We start from the raw sequence: 22028 nt of genomic DNA, 5'->3' as shown, positions 1-22028 counted from the left end.
GACCGTGAGCATCGAACTCCCCGAACAGCTGCACTGGCTGGGCTGGATCGCCGGTGCGCCGTGGCCCAAGGGCGACGAGGATATGGCATGGGCGGTCGCCGACGCGTGGAAAGACGCGAGCGCAGAACTCGAAGCACTACTGAGCCAGATCGATGTGGCGAAACGCGCCACCATGGCCGCTTACCTCGATGGTGCGGCGAGCGCACAGATGGGCTCTCGATTCGACGAATTGCGTTCCGGGGATCAGTCTTTGGAAGCCCTCGCCGCCAACATCGAGAAACTCTCCGATTCCGCCTTCGGTATGGGCACCGAGATCCAGGCGATAAAGCTGACGGTCATCGTCACCCTCGCCTGGCTCGCCATGGAAATCGCCATGGCCTGGCTGTTCCCGCCGACCGCACCCGCCGTCGAAGCCGCCGCCGTAGGCGGGACTCGGGTATTTCTCGCCGGTGCGTCCCAGGCGGCGCAGAAGGCCATCGCCAATCTCGCCCTCCGGCTCGGCGCACCCGCCGCCAAGAAGTACGTGTGGAAGGGCATCAGGATCGCGCCCACCGCCAAGGGTTGGGGCGTCATCGGTGTCACCGTCGCCAAGGGCGCGGCTATTCCGGCCATCATCGACGGATCCATCCAGGTCGGACAGATCGCCGACGGCAAGCGAAAAGAGTTCAACGGCAAGCAGTTCGGCATCCAGATCCTCGGTGGCGCGGCCGGAGCGATACCGGCTCGCGCGGTCGGCAAGAATCTGGACAGGGCCATCGGCAAGGGTTTCGGCGTCACACCGAATCTCGGCAATCAGCTCAACACCGCGTGGGGTAGACCGCTGCGCGCCGCGACGGTCGGCGCGTTCTCCGACGGGATCGGCGGAATCGTCGGCTCTTTCGCGGGCGGGCTGGCCAGCGGCGGCAGCCTGAAGGACGCGTTCGAGGCCGAGGGTATCGCGGGCGGATTCATACAGGGCGCGCTCGTCGGTGGTCTCGGCCGTGGGCTCAGGGGCGGATTCTCGGGGCCTCCGATGAATTTCGGCACCTTCGGCGGAATCAACGACAGCGGCGGCGGGTGGTTGACCGGTGGTGTGGCTCCCGCGTCGGTCCCCAGCGGTAGTGAGGATCTGAAGGATCTCGCTTCCACGGAGAACCAACATGGTTCGGAGACCTCCGGTGGTGAGAAGCCGCCCATCGTCGATGGAGAACAGACCACCCCCGAAGGAAAGGGCGCGGGCTCGCCCGAGGGAGGTAGGACAATCCCCAGCGGGGCCACCGGCTCGTCCACGGGGAATGGTTCGGTGCCCAACGGGATCACCGGATCCGGCGCAACACCGGAGGGAAGCAGCACCGCGGCAGCCACAACCAATGGCTCACCCGGCGGCACGGATCGTTCGCCGGGCGGGCTCGGCGGCGCACCCGACGGGAACGGCGCTGGGATATCCGGTTCGTCCGATCGCACCACGGACACACCCGGCCAGACCGGGGGTGGGCAGTCCGAAGCCAACTCCCACGGCGGCGCTCCACCCATCGGTGACGGGAACGGCGGAACGCAATCGAGCGGATCGACCCAACGCCCCGGTGTCGATCCGGCCGGTTCCGCACCGGTCGTCACATCGCCCGGCGATACGAACGGCGCCGCACCGAACCACGATTCGAACGGCGGCGTCCAGGTGGCCGGCTCGGCGCCGGAGTCGCAGCACACCGGCGGCTCGCCCACCGCGACGCACCAATCCGGTGGCGAACCCGCACCGCAGACGCACACATCCAGCACCGACGTCCGGGATGCTCCGGGAGATTCGCAGACCCGCACCGATTCCACGGGCGCATCACAGAACACTCAGAGCACGCCACCACCGCCCCTCCAGCAGTCCGGCGGCGAAATCGCGACTCCCCAAGGTGATTCGAGCCAGTCGACTCAGCATGGCACCAGCGAACCGGGGCAGCAGCCCCCACCGAGCGCGAAGGACTCGACCCCACCGACACTCCTGGCAGAGCAGGGTCATGTCGGAGATCCGCCACCGCTCGGCACCACGGACAAGAACGCCATCGGAGGGCAGCAGACGCCGGGCGCGACTCCCGTGCACGCCGACACCGCCGCCGACGGGAACACGAATACACCCGCGAACACGGCCCCACAGGTGCTGCCCACCCCCATCACCGGCACACCCACGCCCGTTGCCGCCGGGCCGCTCGCCAACGCACCAGCCACCGCGGCCCCCACCACAGCGACCGATTCCGCGAATTCCGCCCAACGCGGACCGGCACCGACCAACCAGCCGACGCCGCCGCCCTCACGTCCGGATTCACCGGCGTCGACGAATTCGAACAGCGGCACACCCCAGCGCGCGGGCGCGCCGTCGACCTCGACCGCACAGCATCCCAATCCTCTGGTTGCGGGGCATTCCGACAGCGCGGCGAGCAGTCAGGCGCCAGGTCGCACAGGTGCGGCGGCGGATCCGTCGACTCCGCCGCCGTCACGCCCCGGCTCACCCCTGCTGCAATCGATACCGGAATACGATTCACAGCCGGGCGGCTCCGAACGGCCCCTTTCGCTGAAATCGCGCTTCCCACTCAGCTTTCCGACGCCGTCGGGAGCGAGTACCGCCTTCGGGTTCGACGCGCCGATCTCGACGGACGGCACCACCGACCGGGCCGGTGCGCCGAAACGATCAGGTGCGCCACAGCGTCCGATCCTCGCCCCACAGCCGATCCACGCGACGATCGAGTGGCCGTCGGGCCTTTCGGAGGGCTCATCGGAGGGTTCACCCCAGAGTTCACCGCAGAGCGCATCGCCGGAGAGCGATATCGCGTACACCGCCGCGGCTGCCTACGCGCTCGCTCCCAGCCCGGCGCGGAGTGCGAATTCGGCACCGTCATCACGCGACTCGACACCGTTCCCATCGGATACCGAATCCGAAGCGGGATCGGATTTCTCGGCCGATCCACCCGTGCACGGGCACCCGGTTCCCGCCACGCACCTGCCGAATCCGGCGCGTGCGCAGATCTACGGCCCGGGCCTCCTCGGAACCGTCGAGAACAGCAGATACCAAAGCGATCTGGAGGCCGCGCTCAGCGATGGGCAGGGCGGGTACGTCCGCTACGCGGACCCGAGGTATTTCTCGGCACAATCCGATCAGTCCATGGCCGAGACTCCGTACGGGGTCCTGATCAATGGGCCGGGATCGACGGCTCCCGGACGCAATCACAATTGCGCGGAGACATCGATCGCGGCATTGTCGACCTTCCTCGGCAAACCCCTTGTCGCCCCGCCGCTGTACAACACTCTGCACGGGCTGACTGCACCCGGCGAGGTTCCGAGCAACAAGGATTCGCACCGGGTGGTGGAATGGCTCGAGACCGGTCGCAGCGATTTCGACGACGGTCGGTCGATACCTGAGCAGTTCGACGCGATCCACGCGTGGATGACCGCCCTCGGCCCCGGTTCCGCGGCGTACGTGGGTTATTCGTGGAAGGCGACCGACGCCGATGGTCAGCCGATCATCGAGAACAACGAATACAAGATCGCGGGCGGACACGCCAATGTCATCGTCTTCCCCGAGGGTGCGACCCGCCCGGTCTGGTGGGATCCGCAGACCGGTGAGATGTCGACCCGTCCGTTCCCCCATCAGGTCGAGGACGCCGCGGCCGTCAATTTCATTCCGATCCCACCGGGCAGGTCGATAGACGAAACGATCGGCGACCTCACCCCGGCGACTCCGGATTCCCAGGATTCGACAGCGCAGATATACCCGGAACCGGCCCATCCGATTTCGGAAGCGCCACTGACCCTCGCGAATCTGTCGGAGAGCCGAAAATTCGGTCCCGGCCATCTGGCTCCCCTCGAAAACCCGGCCTACCAGCGAAATCTCGAGGACTCGCTCAGAGATGACACGGGCGGCTATACCAAGTACGCGGATCCGCGAAACCATCCCTACGGGCGGCTCGTCAATGGCGACGGGCCCACGATCCGTGGCCGCAACAACAACGGCACCGATGCCGTCGCGGCGGCGATTTCCTCATTCCTGGGCACTCCCACCGTCGCCGCTCCGCGCTATCCGGACATCGTCGACGGCCAGGTCGCGGTCAACACCCCGGAAATCGATGGGGATGGCCGGTTGGAGCAGTGGCTGGGCACCGAACTGAACAATTTCGCGAATTCGGCCGAGTCGATGCCGGAACAGTTCGCCGCGATACACGGGTGGGTGAAGGATCAAGGCTGGGGCGCCGCGGCAGCCGTCACCATCATGAACGGTGTCATCGATCCGGCGACCGGCCGATTCCTGACCAATGACGACGGGACGCCCCTGGTCACGAATGTCTCGACCATGGCGGTCGTATTCCCCACCGGCGCCGACGAACCGGTCTGGTGGCAGCCGGTCGCTGCCGTGATGACCGACGGCCCACACCCGAGCCAATTGAAGAACACGGTCTGGATCGATTTCATTCCGATCCCCGTCGGCAGCACCGTCGCGGAAACCCCCGTCATATCGCCCGCACCGGAGCCGACAGTTCTGCCACCGACCGATGACCCGAATACTCAGCCGCAGGGCAATAAGCGCTCCGGGAGTCCGCTGGAACAGCCGGGGTCATCGAAGCGGCAGAATCTCGGCGAGACAACGCATCCGGCGTCGACCTCGGCACCGGAACAACCGCGACGTCCGCCGGTCGCGCTGAATCCCGAACCGGTCACCACCGCCGCCGCGCCCCCGGATCGACTACCGCCGGTGTCGGAGACCCGCACCTACGGACCGAGACATTCCGCGCCCGTGGAGAATCCGGCCTACCAGAACAACCTGGAGAATTCACTGCGCCAGGGTGGCGAGTTCGTCGCCCACGCCCACCCGGGCACCTTCCCGTCGGCCGAAGCGCCCTACGGAAAACTCGTCAACCCCGACCATTCCACGGTCCGCGGGCGCTCCAACAACGAAATCGACGCCACCATGGCGGGCCTGTCCAGCTTCCTCGGCAAACCCGAAGTCGCCGCACCCCGGTACCCCGACATCACCCCCGATGGAAAGTTCGATCGCAGTTCGGGCGAACTCGGCGGCCTGGACCGGGCGAAGAACTGGCTCGGGAGCGATCTCCATCGTTATCGTGACGGTACAAGAACCATTGCCCAGCAATTCGATGCCGTTTTCGATGCCGTCACGAACATGGGCGAGGGGTCGGCCGCATTCCTGGCGCACACCCACACACAGCCATCCGCGAGCGGTTCGAACCAACCGCCGCGAGTGGTTTCCACCAACTACTCCCTCGTCGTGTTCCCCGAAGGCGCGCAGCGGTCGGTGTGGTGGCATCCTCGCAGCGGATTCGTCGCCGACCGCCCACCGCCGGGGCTGGTGGCGAGTACCGCCGCACTCGGTTTCATTCCGGTCCCGGCCGGGCACGACATCGACACCGGCTCGATCGGCACACCGCTGTCCGATGTGAGTACGCCACACTCGGCGTTACCGGTGGAGGGGCACTCCCCCCGCGATCGAACGCCCAGCGCGCCGCCCGAAAGTTCCACGGCACCAGCACGATCCGACGCTCCGGTACAGGTCGCGGCCGGACCCTCCGGTTCGCGAACCGCGCCCACCTCCGCACAGGACAACCTCGGCGGCGATGACCAAGCATCGAGTAGGCAATCGGGACAATCGCCCGACCTCGCCGAGACGACATCAACCGTCCGACAGCGCTTCCGGCAGTGGCGCCGGCAACTTTCGTGGTTGAGCACCACCGGGACCGTCCCATCGGGGGCCTCGCCCGCTCCCGCATCGCCGTTCACACCGGCCCCGAATACCGGGGGCGAGCGGTCCAGGCCCGCATCCCCGGCCGTGTCCGGCCCCACGTCCGCTTCGGTCCCCACCTCCACGCCCGCGTCCACGCCTGTCCTCGCGGCCGCGCTGACATCCTCGGATCCGCCGCCCGCCGCGGTGACCACCGTGTCCATGCCCGCCGCGCCGAGCAAGCCCGCCCCACCGGTGGTGGATCTCCCGGATCCGCCGATGCGGCTGGGCAACCCCACACACGGGCGTCTGTACGGGCCGCAACAGTTCGCTCCCGAACAGGACACCCGCTATCAAAAAGATCTCGAACTGGCGCTCAGCGACGGTAAGGGCGGATTCGTTCGCTACGCGGATCCGCGCACCTTCTCATCGAACGGCACGAAACCCTACGGACAGCTCATCAACGGCCCGGGCCGCAATGCCCCTGGCAGGCAACACAACTGCCCTGAGACCGCGATGGCGGCGCTGGCGACCTTCCTCGGCAAACCCGAGGTCGCCGCACTTCGATATCGGACACTGCATTCGTTGCCCGAGACGGTCCGAAGTGGGAATTCCAGAGGGCGAGTCGCGGATTGGTCCGCCATCGGTTTGACCCATTATAACGATGGCGTTCGATCCATTCCCGAACAGATCGACGCGATTCACCAATGGATGACCGGCCTCGGTCCGGGCTCAGCGGCGTACGTGCGATACAGCTGGAAATTGATCGACCCGGTGACCGGCTTGCCTGTCATCGAGAACGGCGTATTCAAGACCTCGTCGGGACACGCTTCCGTCATCGTCTACCCCGAAGGCGCGACCGGCCCGGTCTGGTGGGATCCACAAACAGGCGAGATGAATTCCCGCATGCCCGCCGATGACATCGCGCTGGTGGCCGATATCGACTTCACACCGATACCACCCGGTCGAACCATCGTCGACGAGATCGCTCCACAGGTCCAACCGCACGTCGGACCACCGCCTTCGACGCCGCTGACCAACCTGTCGGCTAATCGCAAATACGGCCCCGGATATCTCGCGCCACTGGAGAACCCCGGCTACCGACAAGCCGTGGAAAAGGCCCTCGGTGACGGCAAAGGAGGCTACCTCAAATACGCCGACCCCCGCGTCAACCCCTACGGGCGACTCATCAACGGCGACGGCCTCGCACTTCCCGGCCGCACCAACAACGGGATAGATGCCGTACTCGCCGCCGTGTCCTCATTCGCCGGAACCCCCGAGGTCGCACTTCCGCGTTACCCCGATATCAGCGACGGGCAGATCGACACTCGCACGAACGAGCTCGGCGGCACCCGGCGGATTCAGCAGTGGTTCGGTAGCGGCCTCAGCGAGTTCAGCAAATCGGGATTGTCGGTGCGGGACCAGTTCGACGCGTTACACCACTGGATGCGCGCCCTCGGTCCTGGATCCGCCGCGGCCGTCATCATCCATTACGGTGCGACGGATCCCGGAACCGGACGATTCGTGACGGACGCGGCCGGGAATCCGAAGGTCACCAGGGGTGCTGTCCGGGCGATCGTCTACCCGCCGACGGCAAGCGGTCCGGTCTGGTGGGACCCGCTCAATTCGATCATGTCCGACCGCCCGGTGCCGCGAGATTTCAAGAACGCGCTCGAGGTCCAGTTCATCGAGGTCGCACCCGGCCGGACCGTCGCAGACGGCCCGGTCCTACCGGTCATACCCGCGACGGCGGCACAACCGATCGATCCACAACCGGCACCGCGGCAAACCCCGCAAGCGTCACCACTTCCGCCGCCACCGCTGCTTCCGGCGCCCGTGTCTTCGCATCCACAACCTCCCATGCGGCTGCCGTCACTCGCGAACAGTCGCAGTTACGGCCCGAATCACCTCGCCCCGGTGGAGAATCCCGCGTACCAGCGCGACATCGAGAATGCGCTCGGCGACGGCAATGGCGGATACATCGCCTACGCCCACCCGCAGGTCACCCCATCGATCCGGAATCCGTACTGGAAACTTGTCAACCCCGGCCGAACCACAGTCCCCGGCCGCGGCAACAACGCGCTCGACACCGCGCTGGCCGCGTTGTCCACATTCCTCGGCAAACCCGAAGTCGCCGCGCCCAGATACCCGGATATCGCGCAGGGCGAATTCGATACCGTCACACCGGAACGGGGTGGCGGCCGCAGAGCGGCGGAATGGTTGGGTACCCAGCCGAGTAGCTACGACGACGGCACGCGATCGATAGCGCGGCAGTACGACGCCATATTCGAATCGGTCACGAATATGGGCAAGGGATCGGCGGCGTTGCTCATCCACACGCGGCCCGCAGCGCTTCCGAACGGCGCCGCAACGGAATCCGGGCCGGATCACACACCCCAACCGGTCGACGACTTCTCGTTGATCATCTTTCCCGACGCCGCCACGGCCACCCCGCTGTGGTGGAATCCCCACACCGGCACCATCAGCAATCGGCCACCGCTGTCGATGATGGGCGACACCACCACATTGCGTTTCATCCCCATTCCCCCGGGACGGGGCGTAGAAGGCGGTGCGGTGCCGGTCGTCGCCGACGCCGAGCCGTCACCCGACCGAGCCGGTGACACAGAGACCACGAACGAGATCCCGACCGACGCGCATCCCACGGGGCCGCGGTCCGCCGATACCAGCACCGCAGAAGGAGTAGCACATGACGACGCCACTGGAGACCGAGGACCAGGTCAAGCAGTACCTACAGCAGGTCCTGCCGAATCACCGCTCGTTCTATATCGGCCGGATGCCGGTGGGCGCGTGGTTGCTCCAGCCGGAAACGACGCGGGAGGAAGTGGAATCGGGCGCGGCGATCGGACTGACCTGCCTGGTGATAGTCGCGGAGACCGGGATAGTGCTGGAGTACCCGAGCTGGTCGGGGGCCATGGTGATGGACGACTACACCGAAGCGGTGGAGACCGGCCGGGAACCGAGCGCGCGACAGATCTACCCGCCGCAGAACCGAGTCGACCTGAACCGGGTGCGCGAGGATCAGAACACGGTCGAGTACCAGGTCGACGCGACCTCGGAACTGCATCCCCCCACCCGAGTGCACCTGGTGATCAACAAACAAACGATGGAGTACAACCCGACGGACACGGACTCGACAATGGCCGTGGCATGGGCACATTGGCGAACCGGGCAGGACGGGGCCTGGCCGGCGACGGGGACGACCTGGTACTGACCTCACCGTCGATCCAGCCCCCGGACACACAGACCGCACGCGCCGATCGTCCCGTCCCTGGCGCGCCACCGGCGGATTCACCGAATTCGGCACCGGCGACTCCGACCATCGCGGCCGCGACCCCCGCGGTCACACCTGTCGCACCGGTGGTCGACCTGCCCGAATTGCCGATGCGGCTGTCGAATCCCGCACACGGCCGCATCTACGGTCCGCACCATCTCGCGGGTGTCGAGAACCGCGTCCACCAGCAAGCCCTCGAACAGGCGTTGACCGACGGCACAGGCGAATTCGTCCCCTACGCCGACCCGCGCGCCACCCCGCCCGGCGGTGGAAAACCCTACGGCCTCCTCGTCAACGGCCCCGGCATGACCGCCCCCGGACGCGGTAACAACTGCTCCGACGCCTCGCTGGCCGCCCTGTCGACCTTTCTCGGCAAACCTCTTGTCGCCGCACCGGTCTACGACCGGTTCCATTCGCTCCCCAACCCCGGCATGAGCCAAGCGTTCAACGCCCGCGAGACCCGTTTCTTCGGGGACGAGACCCATTTCGACGACGGCGTCCGAACGATGGCCGAACAGTACGACGCGCTGCACAATTGGATCACCGCGCTCGGTCCTGGATCGGCGGCGTACGTGGGCTACAGCTGGAAGGTTTTCGACCCCGACACCGGGGCGCCGATCACGGAGAACGGCGAGTTCAAGCTCGGTGGCGGGCACGCCACCGTCATCGTCTACCCGCAGGGCGCGGACGGGCCGGTCTGGTGGGATCCGCAAAGCGGAGTGATGTCCGCGCGCCCATCCCAGGAGGTCATCGATGACACGGCGGTCCTCAGTTTCGTCCCCATTCCCTCCGGACGCACCATCACCGACGCACCTCTCGATATCGGCGAATCCGCTCCGACACCCGGACAACCGCTTCCGATACCGACCACGGCGATACCCACCCCGCCGAGGCAACTGGCCAACCTCTCGACCAACCGGCTGTTCGGCCCGGGTCACCTCGCTCCCGTGGAGAACATCGCACACCAGCACGCCGTCCAGAACGCCCTCGCCGACGGCAACGGCGGCTACCTGAAGCACGCCGACCCACGCACCAACTCCTACGGACGGCTCATCAACGGCGAAGGCCCCAAGGTCCGTGGTCGCGGCAACAACCGGGTCGACACCGCGTTGGCCGCCGTGTCCTCCTTCCTCGGCGATCCCCAGGTCGCCGCGCCGCGCTTTCCCGACCTGGTCAACGGCACGATCGACAACCGTGGCGGCGAAGCGAGCGGCCTGAACCGAATCTTTTCGTGGACCAACAGTCTGCCGACAGATTTCGCCGCACCGGGACGATCGGTAGCCGATCAATTTCACGCTGTACACAACTGGATGAAGGATCTCGGTCCCGGATCGGCGGCTTTCGTCATCGTCGGCAATGGGCAGGTCGATCCGCAGACCGGCGGATTCGTCAACGACGTGAACGGCAACCCGAAAACGGCGAGCCGGTCGCTCTCGGTGATCGTCTACCCGGCGGGTGCGGACGGTCCGGTGTGGTGGGATCCGCACGGTTCCGTCATGACCGACGGACCTTCGCCGACGATGGTCGATCGGGCGACCCGAATCGAATTCATCCCCATCCCCGTCGGCCACACCGTCGACACCGGCAACGTCGTGCCCGTGCGGCCGATCCCGACCGCACCACAACCGCAGCCCCAACCACCGCCGCGGCCACAGCCCCAACAACCGAAGCGTCCGGCATCCCCGATCGAGCAGCCGGACGTCAAGCGCACACACTTCGACCCCGCACAGCCCGCTACGGCGAGCACCTCACAACCGAGCACTTCTCAACCCGCGCCGGGGCCGGCCCAGCCCACGGCGACAACGGCGGCACCACCGCAGGCCCGTCCGCTGATGAACCTCGTCCCCGCCCCGACACAGGCCATCCCGCAACCACCCGGGCCGTTCGCCCCGCTGTCACAGACCCGCGTCTACGGGCCCGGCCACCTCGCACCGGTGGAAAACCCGATCTATCAAGCGACGCTCGAGCAGGCACTCGACGACGGCAACGGCGGGTACATCGCCCACGCCGACCCCCGCACCCACCCCTCGTTCGCCGCGCTCGTCAACCCGAATCCCGACCCCGCGACGACCAACGGCCGAGGCAACAACGAATTCGACAGCGCGCTCGCCGGACTCTCCACCTTCCTCGGCCGCCCCGAGGTCGCCGCACCCCGCTACCCCGACATCAATCCAGCCCGACAGGAATTCGATTTCCGCACCCCCGAACGGAACGCGGCGCAGCGGATGGCCCGATGGCTCGGCATCCCGCTCGGTAGCTACGACAACGGCGCGCGGTCGATGACCCAGCAATTCGAGGCCATCCACACCGCGGTCCAGAACATGGGCGAGGGGTCCGCCGCGGTGATCAGCCACCTGACCCAGGCCAGAGACCAGAACGGCACCCCGCTGTTCGGCCCGGACAACAGGCCGAGAATCGGCGGTGCGCACTTCTCGCTGATCGTCTTCCCGAAAGGCGCGAGCGGCCCGCTGTGGTGGAACCCGCACACCGGCGACACCGCCCAGCACACCCCGCAGGGAGTGATCGACGGCGCGATCGCGGCGCGCTTCGTCCCCATTCCCCCCGGGCACGGTGTCGTGGCCGATCCGAATCCGAGCTCGTGGGATTCGGTGCTGCGACCGCGGAATGTGTGGTCGGACCCGCCCGCGGAAGGTGACGCCGGCGCGGGGCGTCGCGTTCCCGGCGCGCCTTCGTCGCAGCCGCCGAATCCCGGACCGGCGACGGTCACGGCCGCCCCGCCGGTCGTCACCCTGCCCGAATTGCCCTCGCCCCAGGAAGCCGGCCGAGCACCGGACCGAAGCGACCCGAATTCACCGACGCCCGCGCGCGATCAACTGCCGGATCCGGCGGGTCAGTTCACCCCCACGCCCAGCCCCGCCCCGGAAGACGGCGCACTCTCACCCAGCCGCGACCCCGAAGACGGCCCCCTCTCACCAACATCCGGCCCGCATCCGGAAAATCCGGGAACCTCGTCGATACCGAGTCCAGACCCCGAAGGCGCGGCACTCTCACCGTCCCCCGAACCGCGACCGCAGCCAGAGACGCGCGCGCAAGCGCCGAGTCGAGTGGTGGATTCCGAGACCAACCAGCAGGGGAAACGTCCTCGGTCGGTGACACCCGAGGACTCCTCGCCGCCGCCGAAGCGAGCACGACACACCACACCCACACAGGATTCCAGCCTCGCCGCGACCCCACCGGACGCCCGAGCGGCCCAGCACGCGAACTCGCAATCACCACGGTTCGCCCGCACGCCCAGCGCCGACCCGGAAGACGCCGCACTCTCACCGACACCCGGTCCGAACCCGGACGACGCGGGACTCTCATCGACACCGAGTCCCGACCCCGAAGACGGCGCCCTCTCACCGACACCCGGCCCCGAACCGCAACCGCTGGGTCGGGTGATCGGCCAAGGGACGCTCGCCCCGCTCGAGAACCCGGCTTATCAGAACGATGTCGAGAACGCACTCCGCTCAGGCGAGGGATACCTCGTCGGCGCCGACCCGAGGACCAACCCCTTCGGTCGGCTGGTCAACGACGGTGGGCCGGGACAGCCCGGCAGGGCACACAACTGCGCGGATTGTGTCCTCGCGGGTTCGGCGTCGTTCCACGGCTATCCGACGGTATCCCTTCCGATCAGCCCTGTGATATCCCCGGACGGAAGGTTCGACTACTCGCGGGGAGAAGCGGGCGGTGCTCGACGGGTCGAGCGAATCTTGGGGCAGCCGCTCAACCGCCTCGCAGACTCGGGCGAGTCGGTGCCGAATCAGTTCGAAACCATCTACAACGACGTACGCCGACTGGGGGAGGGTTCGTCGGCGGTGGTCGTCGTCTGGTGGCTGGCGACCGACGCCGCCGGAATGCCTCGATACAACTCCGACGGCTCGCCCATTTACAGCGGTACCCACATCATCAACATCGTCTATCCCGTCGGCGCGACACACCCGGTGTGGTGGGATCCGCAGAACGGCCGGACACACGACGAGATTCCGGCCTCGATTGCCGACTACACGGCGGAGACCGCGTACATAGCCATCCCGGCAGGGCAGTGGCCGACCGACGATCTCACCACCGCGAGTTCGCGGCAATCACACATGTTCCCGCCCCCTTCGCAACCGGACCCGCTGGGAATCCACCTCACCGGACCGCCGGACGCGAACACACAAACCCGGTTCGACGACACCACATCCGACACCGACCAACAGACCTGGTTCGACGACACCACCACCGACTCACCCCGACAAACCTGGTTCGACGACACGCCCGACTCCCCCCGACAGACTTGGCTCGACACCACACCCGACTCGCCCCAGCCACTTCCGCACTGGTTGGACGACCTCTACGAGCCCGGCCCCCCACCACCCGCCACGCCGCCGGCGCAGTCCCTTCCTACCGAGCATCTGCCCGACCAGGTCACCGCCACAACCGGTCTCGAACCGGAGACGGTGCCCGCGAGCCACCCGGTCCAAGCCCCGGAGACCTCGAACCCCGAGCGACAGGAGGTCGATTCGAACTCTGAACCGGACTCGGATCGGTTCGGTCCCTCGCGCCCGCAGACACCGACCGACGCCGAATTCTTCGGCGACGAATCGGCCCGCCCCGCGGAAGAACAACTGCGCTGGGCGTCCTACCTTCCCTCCACACCGCCGCCCCAACTCGTAACCACCGCCGCGTCGCCCACGCCCGACTTCGACGCTATCGCCGCACTGGATCCCGACAACGGCTTCGACATGACCGACCACTCCGACACCCAGTCGGTCAGCAGCGACGCAAGCCAATCCGTCGCCAGCGAACCGCTGCCGGTACTGGGCGAGGTCAACGACACCAGGATCATCGCCCCGGGATATCACGCGCCGGTCAATTGGGAAAACCAGCAAACCCTCGAAGACGCAATGCTCGGCCCCAACGGCCACTTCCGGGCCTACGCCGACCCACGCGGGAACCCACCCCGGAGCGCCCCTTTCGCGCACCTCGTCAACCCCGACGCCGCCACCGCTATCGACACCTTCAACACCGAGCACCCCGCCGACCCCGACGACCCGACAGCCGTCACCATCGCCGGAATCCAGTACTTCCCCAACAACAGTGACGACGCAGCCATCTCCGCCATCTCCACCTTCCACGGTAATCCCCGGGCCGCCGCGCCACTCTGGGGCGCTGTCAACGAGGGGGGCTACACCGGCGACCGCGTCGAGGCATGGACCGGCAGTCACTGGCAGGACCCCGACACCGGCGGCCTCGACGTTCCCAGCCAGTACGACGCCATCCACACCCATGTCACCCGTCTCGGTCCCGGCGGGTCCGCGCTGGTCCGCACCCACCCCGACGCGACCGTCTACGCGCCCGATGCCACCAACCCAATGCCCTACACAGGCCATCGAACAACCGTCGTGGTCTTCCCCCTCGACAGCCAAACCCCTGTCTGGTGGGATCCGATGACCGGTCATACCAGCACCTCGGCTCCGGGATACCTCACCGACCAGACCAGCTTCGTCCAATACATATCCATTCCCGCCCACACCGCCGCCCTCGGACCCGCCGCGCCATCGGACCGATCCGACGACTCCAGCACCAGGTCCTCGACACCCACCGGGAACGCGCCCGAAGGACCGGCCCCCCGTTTCTCGCCCGGTGACAGTCCCTCACCACCCGCCACTCCACAGCAGCAATCGCCACCGCTGTCACCCACGTCATCTCAACCGGACTGGGAAGACCTGTACGCGCCCGGCCCGCCACCCCCCGACACCAACCAAGGCGTCTGGGACGAGCCCTACGTACCCGCGGGCTCCCAAATCCACGCCATCCCCACCGCCGTCCCATCTGGGAATCCCGCCGTCGGGCAACTGCCCGACCAGGACCAGACCACGGTCGGCCCGTCCCTGAACGCCGCCGACGACGACCCGGTCGATACTGCGCAAGCGTCCCCCGGCGACAATTCGCCGTCTTCGGAATCGTCGGCGGAATCCGACCGGGATTCCCGCCCCGGGGAGCATCCGCAATCGGATCCCGCCTCCTCGGACAGCTCGTCCTCGGATTCGTCTTCCTCGTCGGGATCGGTGTCGCCGGCGCATACCCCGCCGATGACACTGCGCGACATCACCACCCTGCGCATCGAGGGGCCCGGCTACCACCACCCCCCGGACCCCACCGCGCAAGGCGAACTCGACGAGTCCATGCGCACCCCCGACGGCAGAATCGTCGTCGGCGCGAACCCGCGCACCTTCCCCACACCGGTGAACTCGTACGCCACCCGCGTGAACCCGGTGGCCGCTTCAGGACACGCCTTCAACCATGTCGACGCCACGATGGCGGGCGCGTCCACCTTCCGGGGGCTGCCGCGTGTCGCCGCACCGCTGTGGGGTGCGGACAACGAGCACAACTACGGCTTCAACCACGATGAGTTCCGGGATCGCAGCCGCGTCGAAGTGTGGTTGCAGGACAGCTACCGCGATGTCGAATCCGGTGACGAGAGCATCGCAGGACAATTCCGAGCCATCCACGACCACGTCGCCGACATGGGGCCCGGCTCATTCGCCTTGGTACACAACGGATTCGGATACAACCGCTACGACGACTTCATCTACGACTCGAGCGAAGGCGGCACCGATCCCGGTAATCCGAATATCGATTCCCTCGCCGACGTCCTCGCCAACGCGCATGAGTACACCAGTCTCGTCGTATACCCCCTCGGCGCGGACGGCCCGGTCTGGTGGGACCCCCTCACCGGATACACCGATTACGGTCCACCACAGCATCTGGTCCGACAGGCCAGCTACGTAGAGTTCCTGCCGGTCCCGCCCGGCCGGACCATCGCACCACTCTCCGGGCCAGCTCCCGCGACGGTCCCCGCCGACCAACTACCCGCAGGCGGGCACACCGACTTCACGCAGACCGGACCGGCGGCACTGATCTCCCCGTTGTCCGGGCGACCTGTGATGGAACTGACGGAACTGGCGAATATCGCCGATACTCGTGGCGAGCATGCCCCGCCCGTCGACCCGGTCGTTCAAGAAAGACTCGCGCAGTCCCTCCGCAATCACGACGGCAGTTACGCGATCGGCGCCGACCCCCGGTCGTTCCCCTCACCGGAAAACCCGTACGGCGCCGACATCAGCCCGGCCACACACAACATCCCCGCGCACGGCGAGCACGATCCCGACGCCGCTATCGCCGCGATCTCGTCCTTCCTCGGTGACCCTCGGACAGCCACACCGCCGCACGACGCGAGCACCACGGAGGAGCCCGGCGAAACCGCGCCCCACCACACCGACACCAGATCCCACGATCGGATCGAAGCCTGGACCAACGACAGCTGGCACCGGGGCGACCCGACACAGAGCATCACCGAACAATTCGCGACCATCCACGCCCACATCACCGAACTCGGCGCGGGTTCATCGGCTTTCATCCGCACCGACTTCCCCGACGGCAGTCGACGGACCACCGTCGTCGTCTTCCCGCACGACGTCGACGGCCCGGTGTGGTGGGATCCGCGAACCGATCACACCGCCCCTGACCCACCCGATCACCTCATCCAGAATTCCGAGGGAGTCGAATACATACCCCTCCCCGCCGATGTCACCATCAATCCGCATCCGACAATCTCGGCACAACCGGTGGAACGCCCCACCGGCGCGAGGATGCGCCCGCATCCGTCGGTGCCCACGACCTCCGACGGATCCACCTCGTTCCCCCCGAGACCGGACACCGACTCCGAATCGTCGGCACCCTCGCAACCACGATCCGACACGGGCACCGAATCGTCCGGTCCCTTCCAACCTCGGTCCGTCGCGGGTTTCCCCGGCAACGCACCGCAGACCACACACCAGCCCACAGCCCATTCGGACGAGCCCTACATCCCCGCCACCGCACGACCCATCCCGGATCCCTCGCCCACCGGTGCAGCGCGTACGCCACCGGGGGCCGGGCCAGCCACGCGTTCGAACCTCCCCACCTCCCCGACCACGCCGACGCTCGCCACCGATCGTTCGATGCCGAATCCTGACGGTCCTCCCCTGCGGATGCGAGAACGGCTGCGGCATTGGCTGGGCGGGTCCTCGCCGTCGCAGTCCTCGCCGCCGACTGCGGGTTCCGGATCCGCGACCCCGCGGCCCATCCGGGTTCATCCCGAACCGCCCACGGAGCTCGCCGATCCGACAGCGAGCCGACGGTACGGGCCTTCATGGCTCAGCGCGGTCGAGAATCGTTCTTACCAGCGTGATCTCGAGCGGGCGCTCAGCGACGGCAAAGGCGGCTTCCGCCGCTACGCCGACCCGCGCGCGATTCCACCGAATGGTGGCAGACCGTACGGGCACCTGGTCAATGGGCCCGTCCCCAACGCCCCCGGCAGACAAACCAATTGCCTCGATCTCGCGATGGCCGCGCTGTCGACCTTCCTGGGCAGACCGGTGGTCGCCGCACCCGTGTACGACCAGGTGCATTCGGTGTACGGCTCGGGTTCCGCCAATCACAACCTGCTGACCCGAGCCAAGAACTGGCTCGGCACCGAACTCAGCAGTTTCGACGACGGCGCGCGGACGATACCCGAGCAGTTCGACGCCATCCACCGGTCGGTCGCCGATCTCGGGCCCGGCGCGGCGGCGCTCGTGGCCTACGAATGGATCGCCACCGACCCCACGACGGGGCAGCCGATCACCGAGAACGGAAAGACCAAGGTCGCGGGCGGGCATGTGAATGTGATCGTCTACCCGGAAAACGCCAACGCCCCGGTGTGGTGGGAGCCGCAGAGTGGCGGCGAGATGGATACCCGTCCGTTGTCCCGGCATGTCACCTACGCCCGCCAGGTGCGATACATCCCGATTCCACCCGGCCGGTCGATCCTCGACGCGAACAGCACCAACCGGAACGATTCGCCGTCGCAGACACTCGCGCCGACTGTGCCGCGGTCGGAACCGCGGATGGAGTTGCCCGATCTCTCCACGAACCGGAAATACGGTCCGGGACACCTCGCTCCTGTGGAGGATCCGGGTCATCAACAGGCTGTCGAGCGCGCACTCGATGACGGCGACGGCGGATATCGTGTCCACGCCGACCCCCGTGTCAATCCCTACGGCAGACTCGTCAACGACGGCGGTCCAACGGTCTTCGGACGCATCGGCAATGGTGTCGACGCGGCCATCGCGGCGGTGTCCTCATTCCTCGGCCACCCACACGTCGCCGCACCACGGTTTCCCGATATCGTCAACGGCAGAATCGACACCCGCGGTAGTGAACGCGACGATATCCAGCGCCTCGTCGATTGGGCCGGAACGACTCCGACGGATTTCGCCGCGCCGGGACGCACGATTCGAGATCAGTTCGACGCCGCACACAACTGGATTCGCGATCTCGGTGCGGGCTCTTCGGCGATCGTGATAACCAGGGGCTCCATGATCGACCCCGAGACCCAGGCCCTCGTGCCCAAGTACTCCGGTTACACCATCTCGACGATCGTCTACCCGAAGGGCGCCGACGGTCCAGTGTGGTGGGATCCGATCAATTCCGTGATGGCTGACGGTCCCGAACTGCTGGCCGGACACTCACGCTCGATCCAGGTGATTCCGATCCCACCGGGCCGCACCATCGCGGCCGCGTCGGCAGTCGCGCCGCACGCGGTGGCCACGACGCCATCTCCGACTCCGCAGGCACCGCTGGTCCATCCTGCCGCGACACCGACCGCGCCCGCGGTGACGCTGCCGCCACTGACATTGATTCCCGCACCGGTCAGCCCGACCACACAACCTCCACGACGCTTCGCCCCACTGCCCAACAGTCGCGTCTACGGCCCACGTCACCTCTCACCGGTAGAGGATCCCCGACACCAGCGCCGACTCGAACAAGCACTCGCCGATGGCAAGGGCGGATTCCGCCGCTACGCCGACCCGCGCACCTTTCCGTCGTCCGCCAAGTCCTACCGAAGGCTGATCAACCCTAACTTCAACACGATCCGCGGACGCCTCAACAACGACCTCGACGCGGCCCTGGCGGGACTGTCCACTTTCTTCGGCAAACCCGAAGTCGCCGCGCCCCGCTACCCCGACCCCCATCCGGGTGGATTCGACTCGACCACGGGGGAAGCACGTGGCGGCCCTCGAGCCGAGAAGTGGTTGGGTAGCCGATTCAACAGCTACGACGACGGAACACGATCGATATCACAGCAATACGACGCCGTGTTCCGCGCAGTGGAGGAACTCGGCCCCGGATCGGCCGCCCTTCTCGCCCGGACCTATCAGGCGATCGACCCCGACACCGGTCGGCCCGCGCTCACCAGGGACAACAAGCCCGACCTTGTCGTCCACTATTCGTTGGCCGCGGTCCCGGAAGGCGCGTCCGACGCGCTCTGGTGGAACCCGCATACCGGCTTCGTCGCCGAGCGCCCACCGACCGGGATGGTCGCCGACACCGTCGGGCTGGAATTCATCCCGATCCCCCCCGGGCGCTCGATCAATGCCCCGGGACACCCGAATCCGACTCCGCTCGCGGGCAACGCACAACGTGCGGACGGCGATACCGTCGGCGTGCCCCAGACGAACTCCCTGAACGGCGGAGCCCAGCCTGTCGCGGCGACTGTTCGCCCCTCGGCGGTGTTGAATCCGCGGCCGGTGACCGTGATCGCACCGCCTCCCGCACACCTGGTTCCGCTGTCGCACAACCGCGTCTACGGACCGGGCCGACTCGTCCCCGTGGAGGATCCCGCGTACCAGCGGGCACTCGAGAGAGCGCTCGACGACGGCGGCAACGGATACCGCGCTTACGCCCACCCCGGTACGGTGCCAAGTCCCACCGAACCCTATGGCGCGCGGATCAATCCCGGTGCCAACACGATCCGAGGCCGGGGCAACAACAATCTCGACAGCACACTCGCCGGACTGTCCACGTTCCTCGGCAAACCCGAAGTCGCCGCACCCCGATACCCGGACGCGTCGCCGAAGGCATCCGACTCGGGCACCCCGGAACACGACGGCGACACTCGAGCACTGAATTGGCTCGACACCGGCACGAGCCACTACAACGACGGCAGGCGGACCATGGCGCAGCAGTACGACGCCCTGTTCGAAGCCGTCACGAATATGGGCGAGGGATCCGCCGCCTTCCTCGCCGTCGAGCACCAGGCCTCGGACCCGCGGACCGGTATGCCCGTCGTCGAGCCGGACGGAACGCCCGCGCGGGGAGGCGTCCACTATTCCCTGATCGTCTATCCGAAGGGCGCGGACGCTCCGGTGTGGTGGAATCCCCACCACGGCAACGTCGCCACTCGTCCTCCGACCCGAATGGTCAACGAGACGATCGCGCTGCGGTTCGTCCCCGTCCCCCCAGGCCATGGAGTCGTCACAGCACCACCGAGTCTCGTATCGACCACACCCGAATCGACCGACGACGCCACCGCGGTGTCCGCGACGGTGGGCGCACCAGCACCGACGGGGCCATCGAGTGGGCTACGCGAACGCCTCAACACACTGCTGACACCAAACCTTCCGGAACACACTTCGCCCTACCACCCCATTCACCTTTCCCCCGACCTCGTGGACAACCCTCCGCAGCCCCGCAGCGCGACAGCACCGTATTCGTCTGCCACACCACCGATCTCGAGCGATCCGGCCACGACACGGTTCTACGGACCGAACGGACTCGCGCGGGTCGAGAACCCCGCCTACCAGCAAGCGGTGGGGGACGCCTTGCGCGGTCCCGACGGCAGGCCGCTGCTGTACGCGGATCCGAGCCGAAACGAGTACGGCAGGCGCGTGAACGACGGTGGCATAACGAAATCCGGCCGCGCCGCGAACTGTATGGACTGCGCGTTGTCCGGGCTCGCGTCGTTCTTCGGACGTCCGCTGGTCGCCGCTCCGCTACACAATCGCCTGCGCCACGGTTACTTCGGCACGCAGCGCAGCGAGACCAACAACCACGAGCGGTCAACCGCATGGTTGAACCGGGGACTTCTGCAGTACCGGAACGACTACTCGATCCCGCAGCAGTTCGACCTCATCCACCAGACGGTCGCCGATCTCGGCGAGGGGTCGGCGGCACTCGTGGTGAACCAATGGGCGTCCAAGAACCCGTTCACCGGCCGGCCACGGTTGAACGAGGATGGTTCCCCGATGATCTCGGGTGCGCACGCCATCGTCGTCGTCTACCCCCTGGGCGCGGCCGGGCCCGTATGGTGGGACCCCCAGAACGGCCAAACCTCCAACGCGCCGTTCCCTTACATGGTCAGGGATTCGGCCGTGGTCCAGTTCACCCCGATTCCGCCCGGTAACGACCTGAGAGACCTCTCCAGCGCCGGACCGGTAGCCGAACGTCCGACTTCCGCGGGTTTCACCACACCGCGAGTCGGCCGGTCGCCCGATCCGACCGGGACACAGTGGCGACCGCGCGACTGGCTGCCTCCGAGGCGGATCGGTCCCTGGGCGGTTCCGCCCGAACCGCCGACGACAACGAAGGCCGCAGCACAAGGCCCTGCCGACCCGGCTCCCGACACTCCGGAGCCGACCGCTTCCGGACCGAGGGCCGAGCAGACCGAAGAAGTCGGCGATACGCCGGACCGGAATACACCGGACCGGGAATCACCTGATCCGCAGGACCGGACAGCTGAGCACACGGATTCGACGACGACCGATGGCGAAGTGCGCACGGAACCGAAGAATCTGAGCGGCAAACCTCGCCCACCGCGCTGGTATCCCGAGGAACCTCAGTCGCTTCCCGCGGACTTCCACGCACCCGTCTCCTCGGGCGAGTCGTGGCTGCCGGGGGCACCGAAGCCCCCGGGTGGTCAGTAGCCCGAATACCGCTGGACCGACCACACCGCCGCCGAGGCGCGCGTGGCGGCGCGCTCGGCCGCACAGCAGCCGCGACGGGAATCCCCGCGCTCCCCCTGATCTCTCCTGAGCAACCGGAGTGGTGAGTGTGCGCCCACCACCATCCCCCCGCCCGGACCGTTGAAACTGTCTCGCCATAGGGCTGGTAGCACCGGCTGCCAGGCCTGCCGACGCCCCCGGGATCTCCGTCGGTGTCTCCACCGGATACCCCGGCAGCCCCTTTCCGCAGCGG

General features: G+C 67.3%; 1 protein-coding gene. It reads left to right on the top strand.

Going from position 1 to position 22028, the window contains the following annotated elements; all coding sequences use genetic code 11:
- The first annotated feature begins 4 nt into the window (after positions 1 to 4).
- Positions 5 to 21757: a toxin glutamine deamidase domain-containing protein gene (locus OG225_RS38780; protein WP_405179606.1), complete on the top strand. Its 21753-nt coding sequence runs from the start codon at positions 5 to 7 to the stop codon at positions 21755 to 21757.
- Positions 21758 to 22028 lie beyond the last annotated feature (271 nt).

The sequence above is a fragment of the Nocardia sp. NBC_01377 genome, from assembly GCF_045040005.1.
GTDB lineage: Bacteria > Actinomycetota > Actinomycetes > Mycobacteriales > Mycobacteriaceae > Nocardia > Nocardia noduli.
Note: the sequence above shows the minus strand (reverse complement) of the source record. Positions and strands in the feature narration are given on the sequence as shown.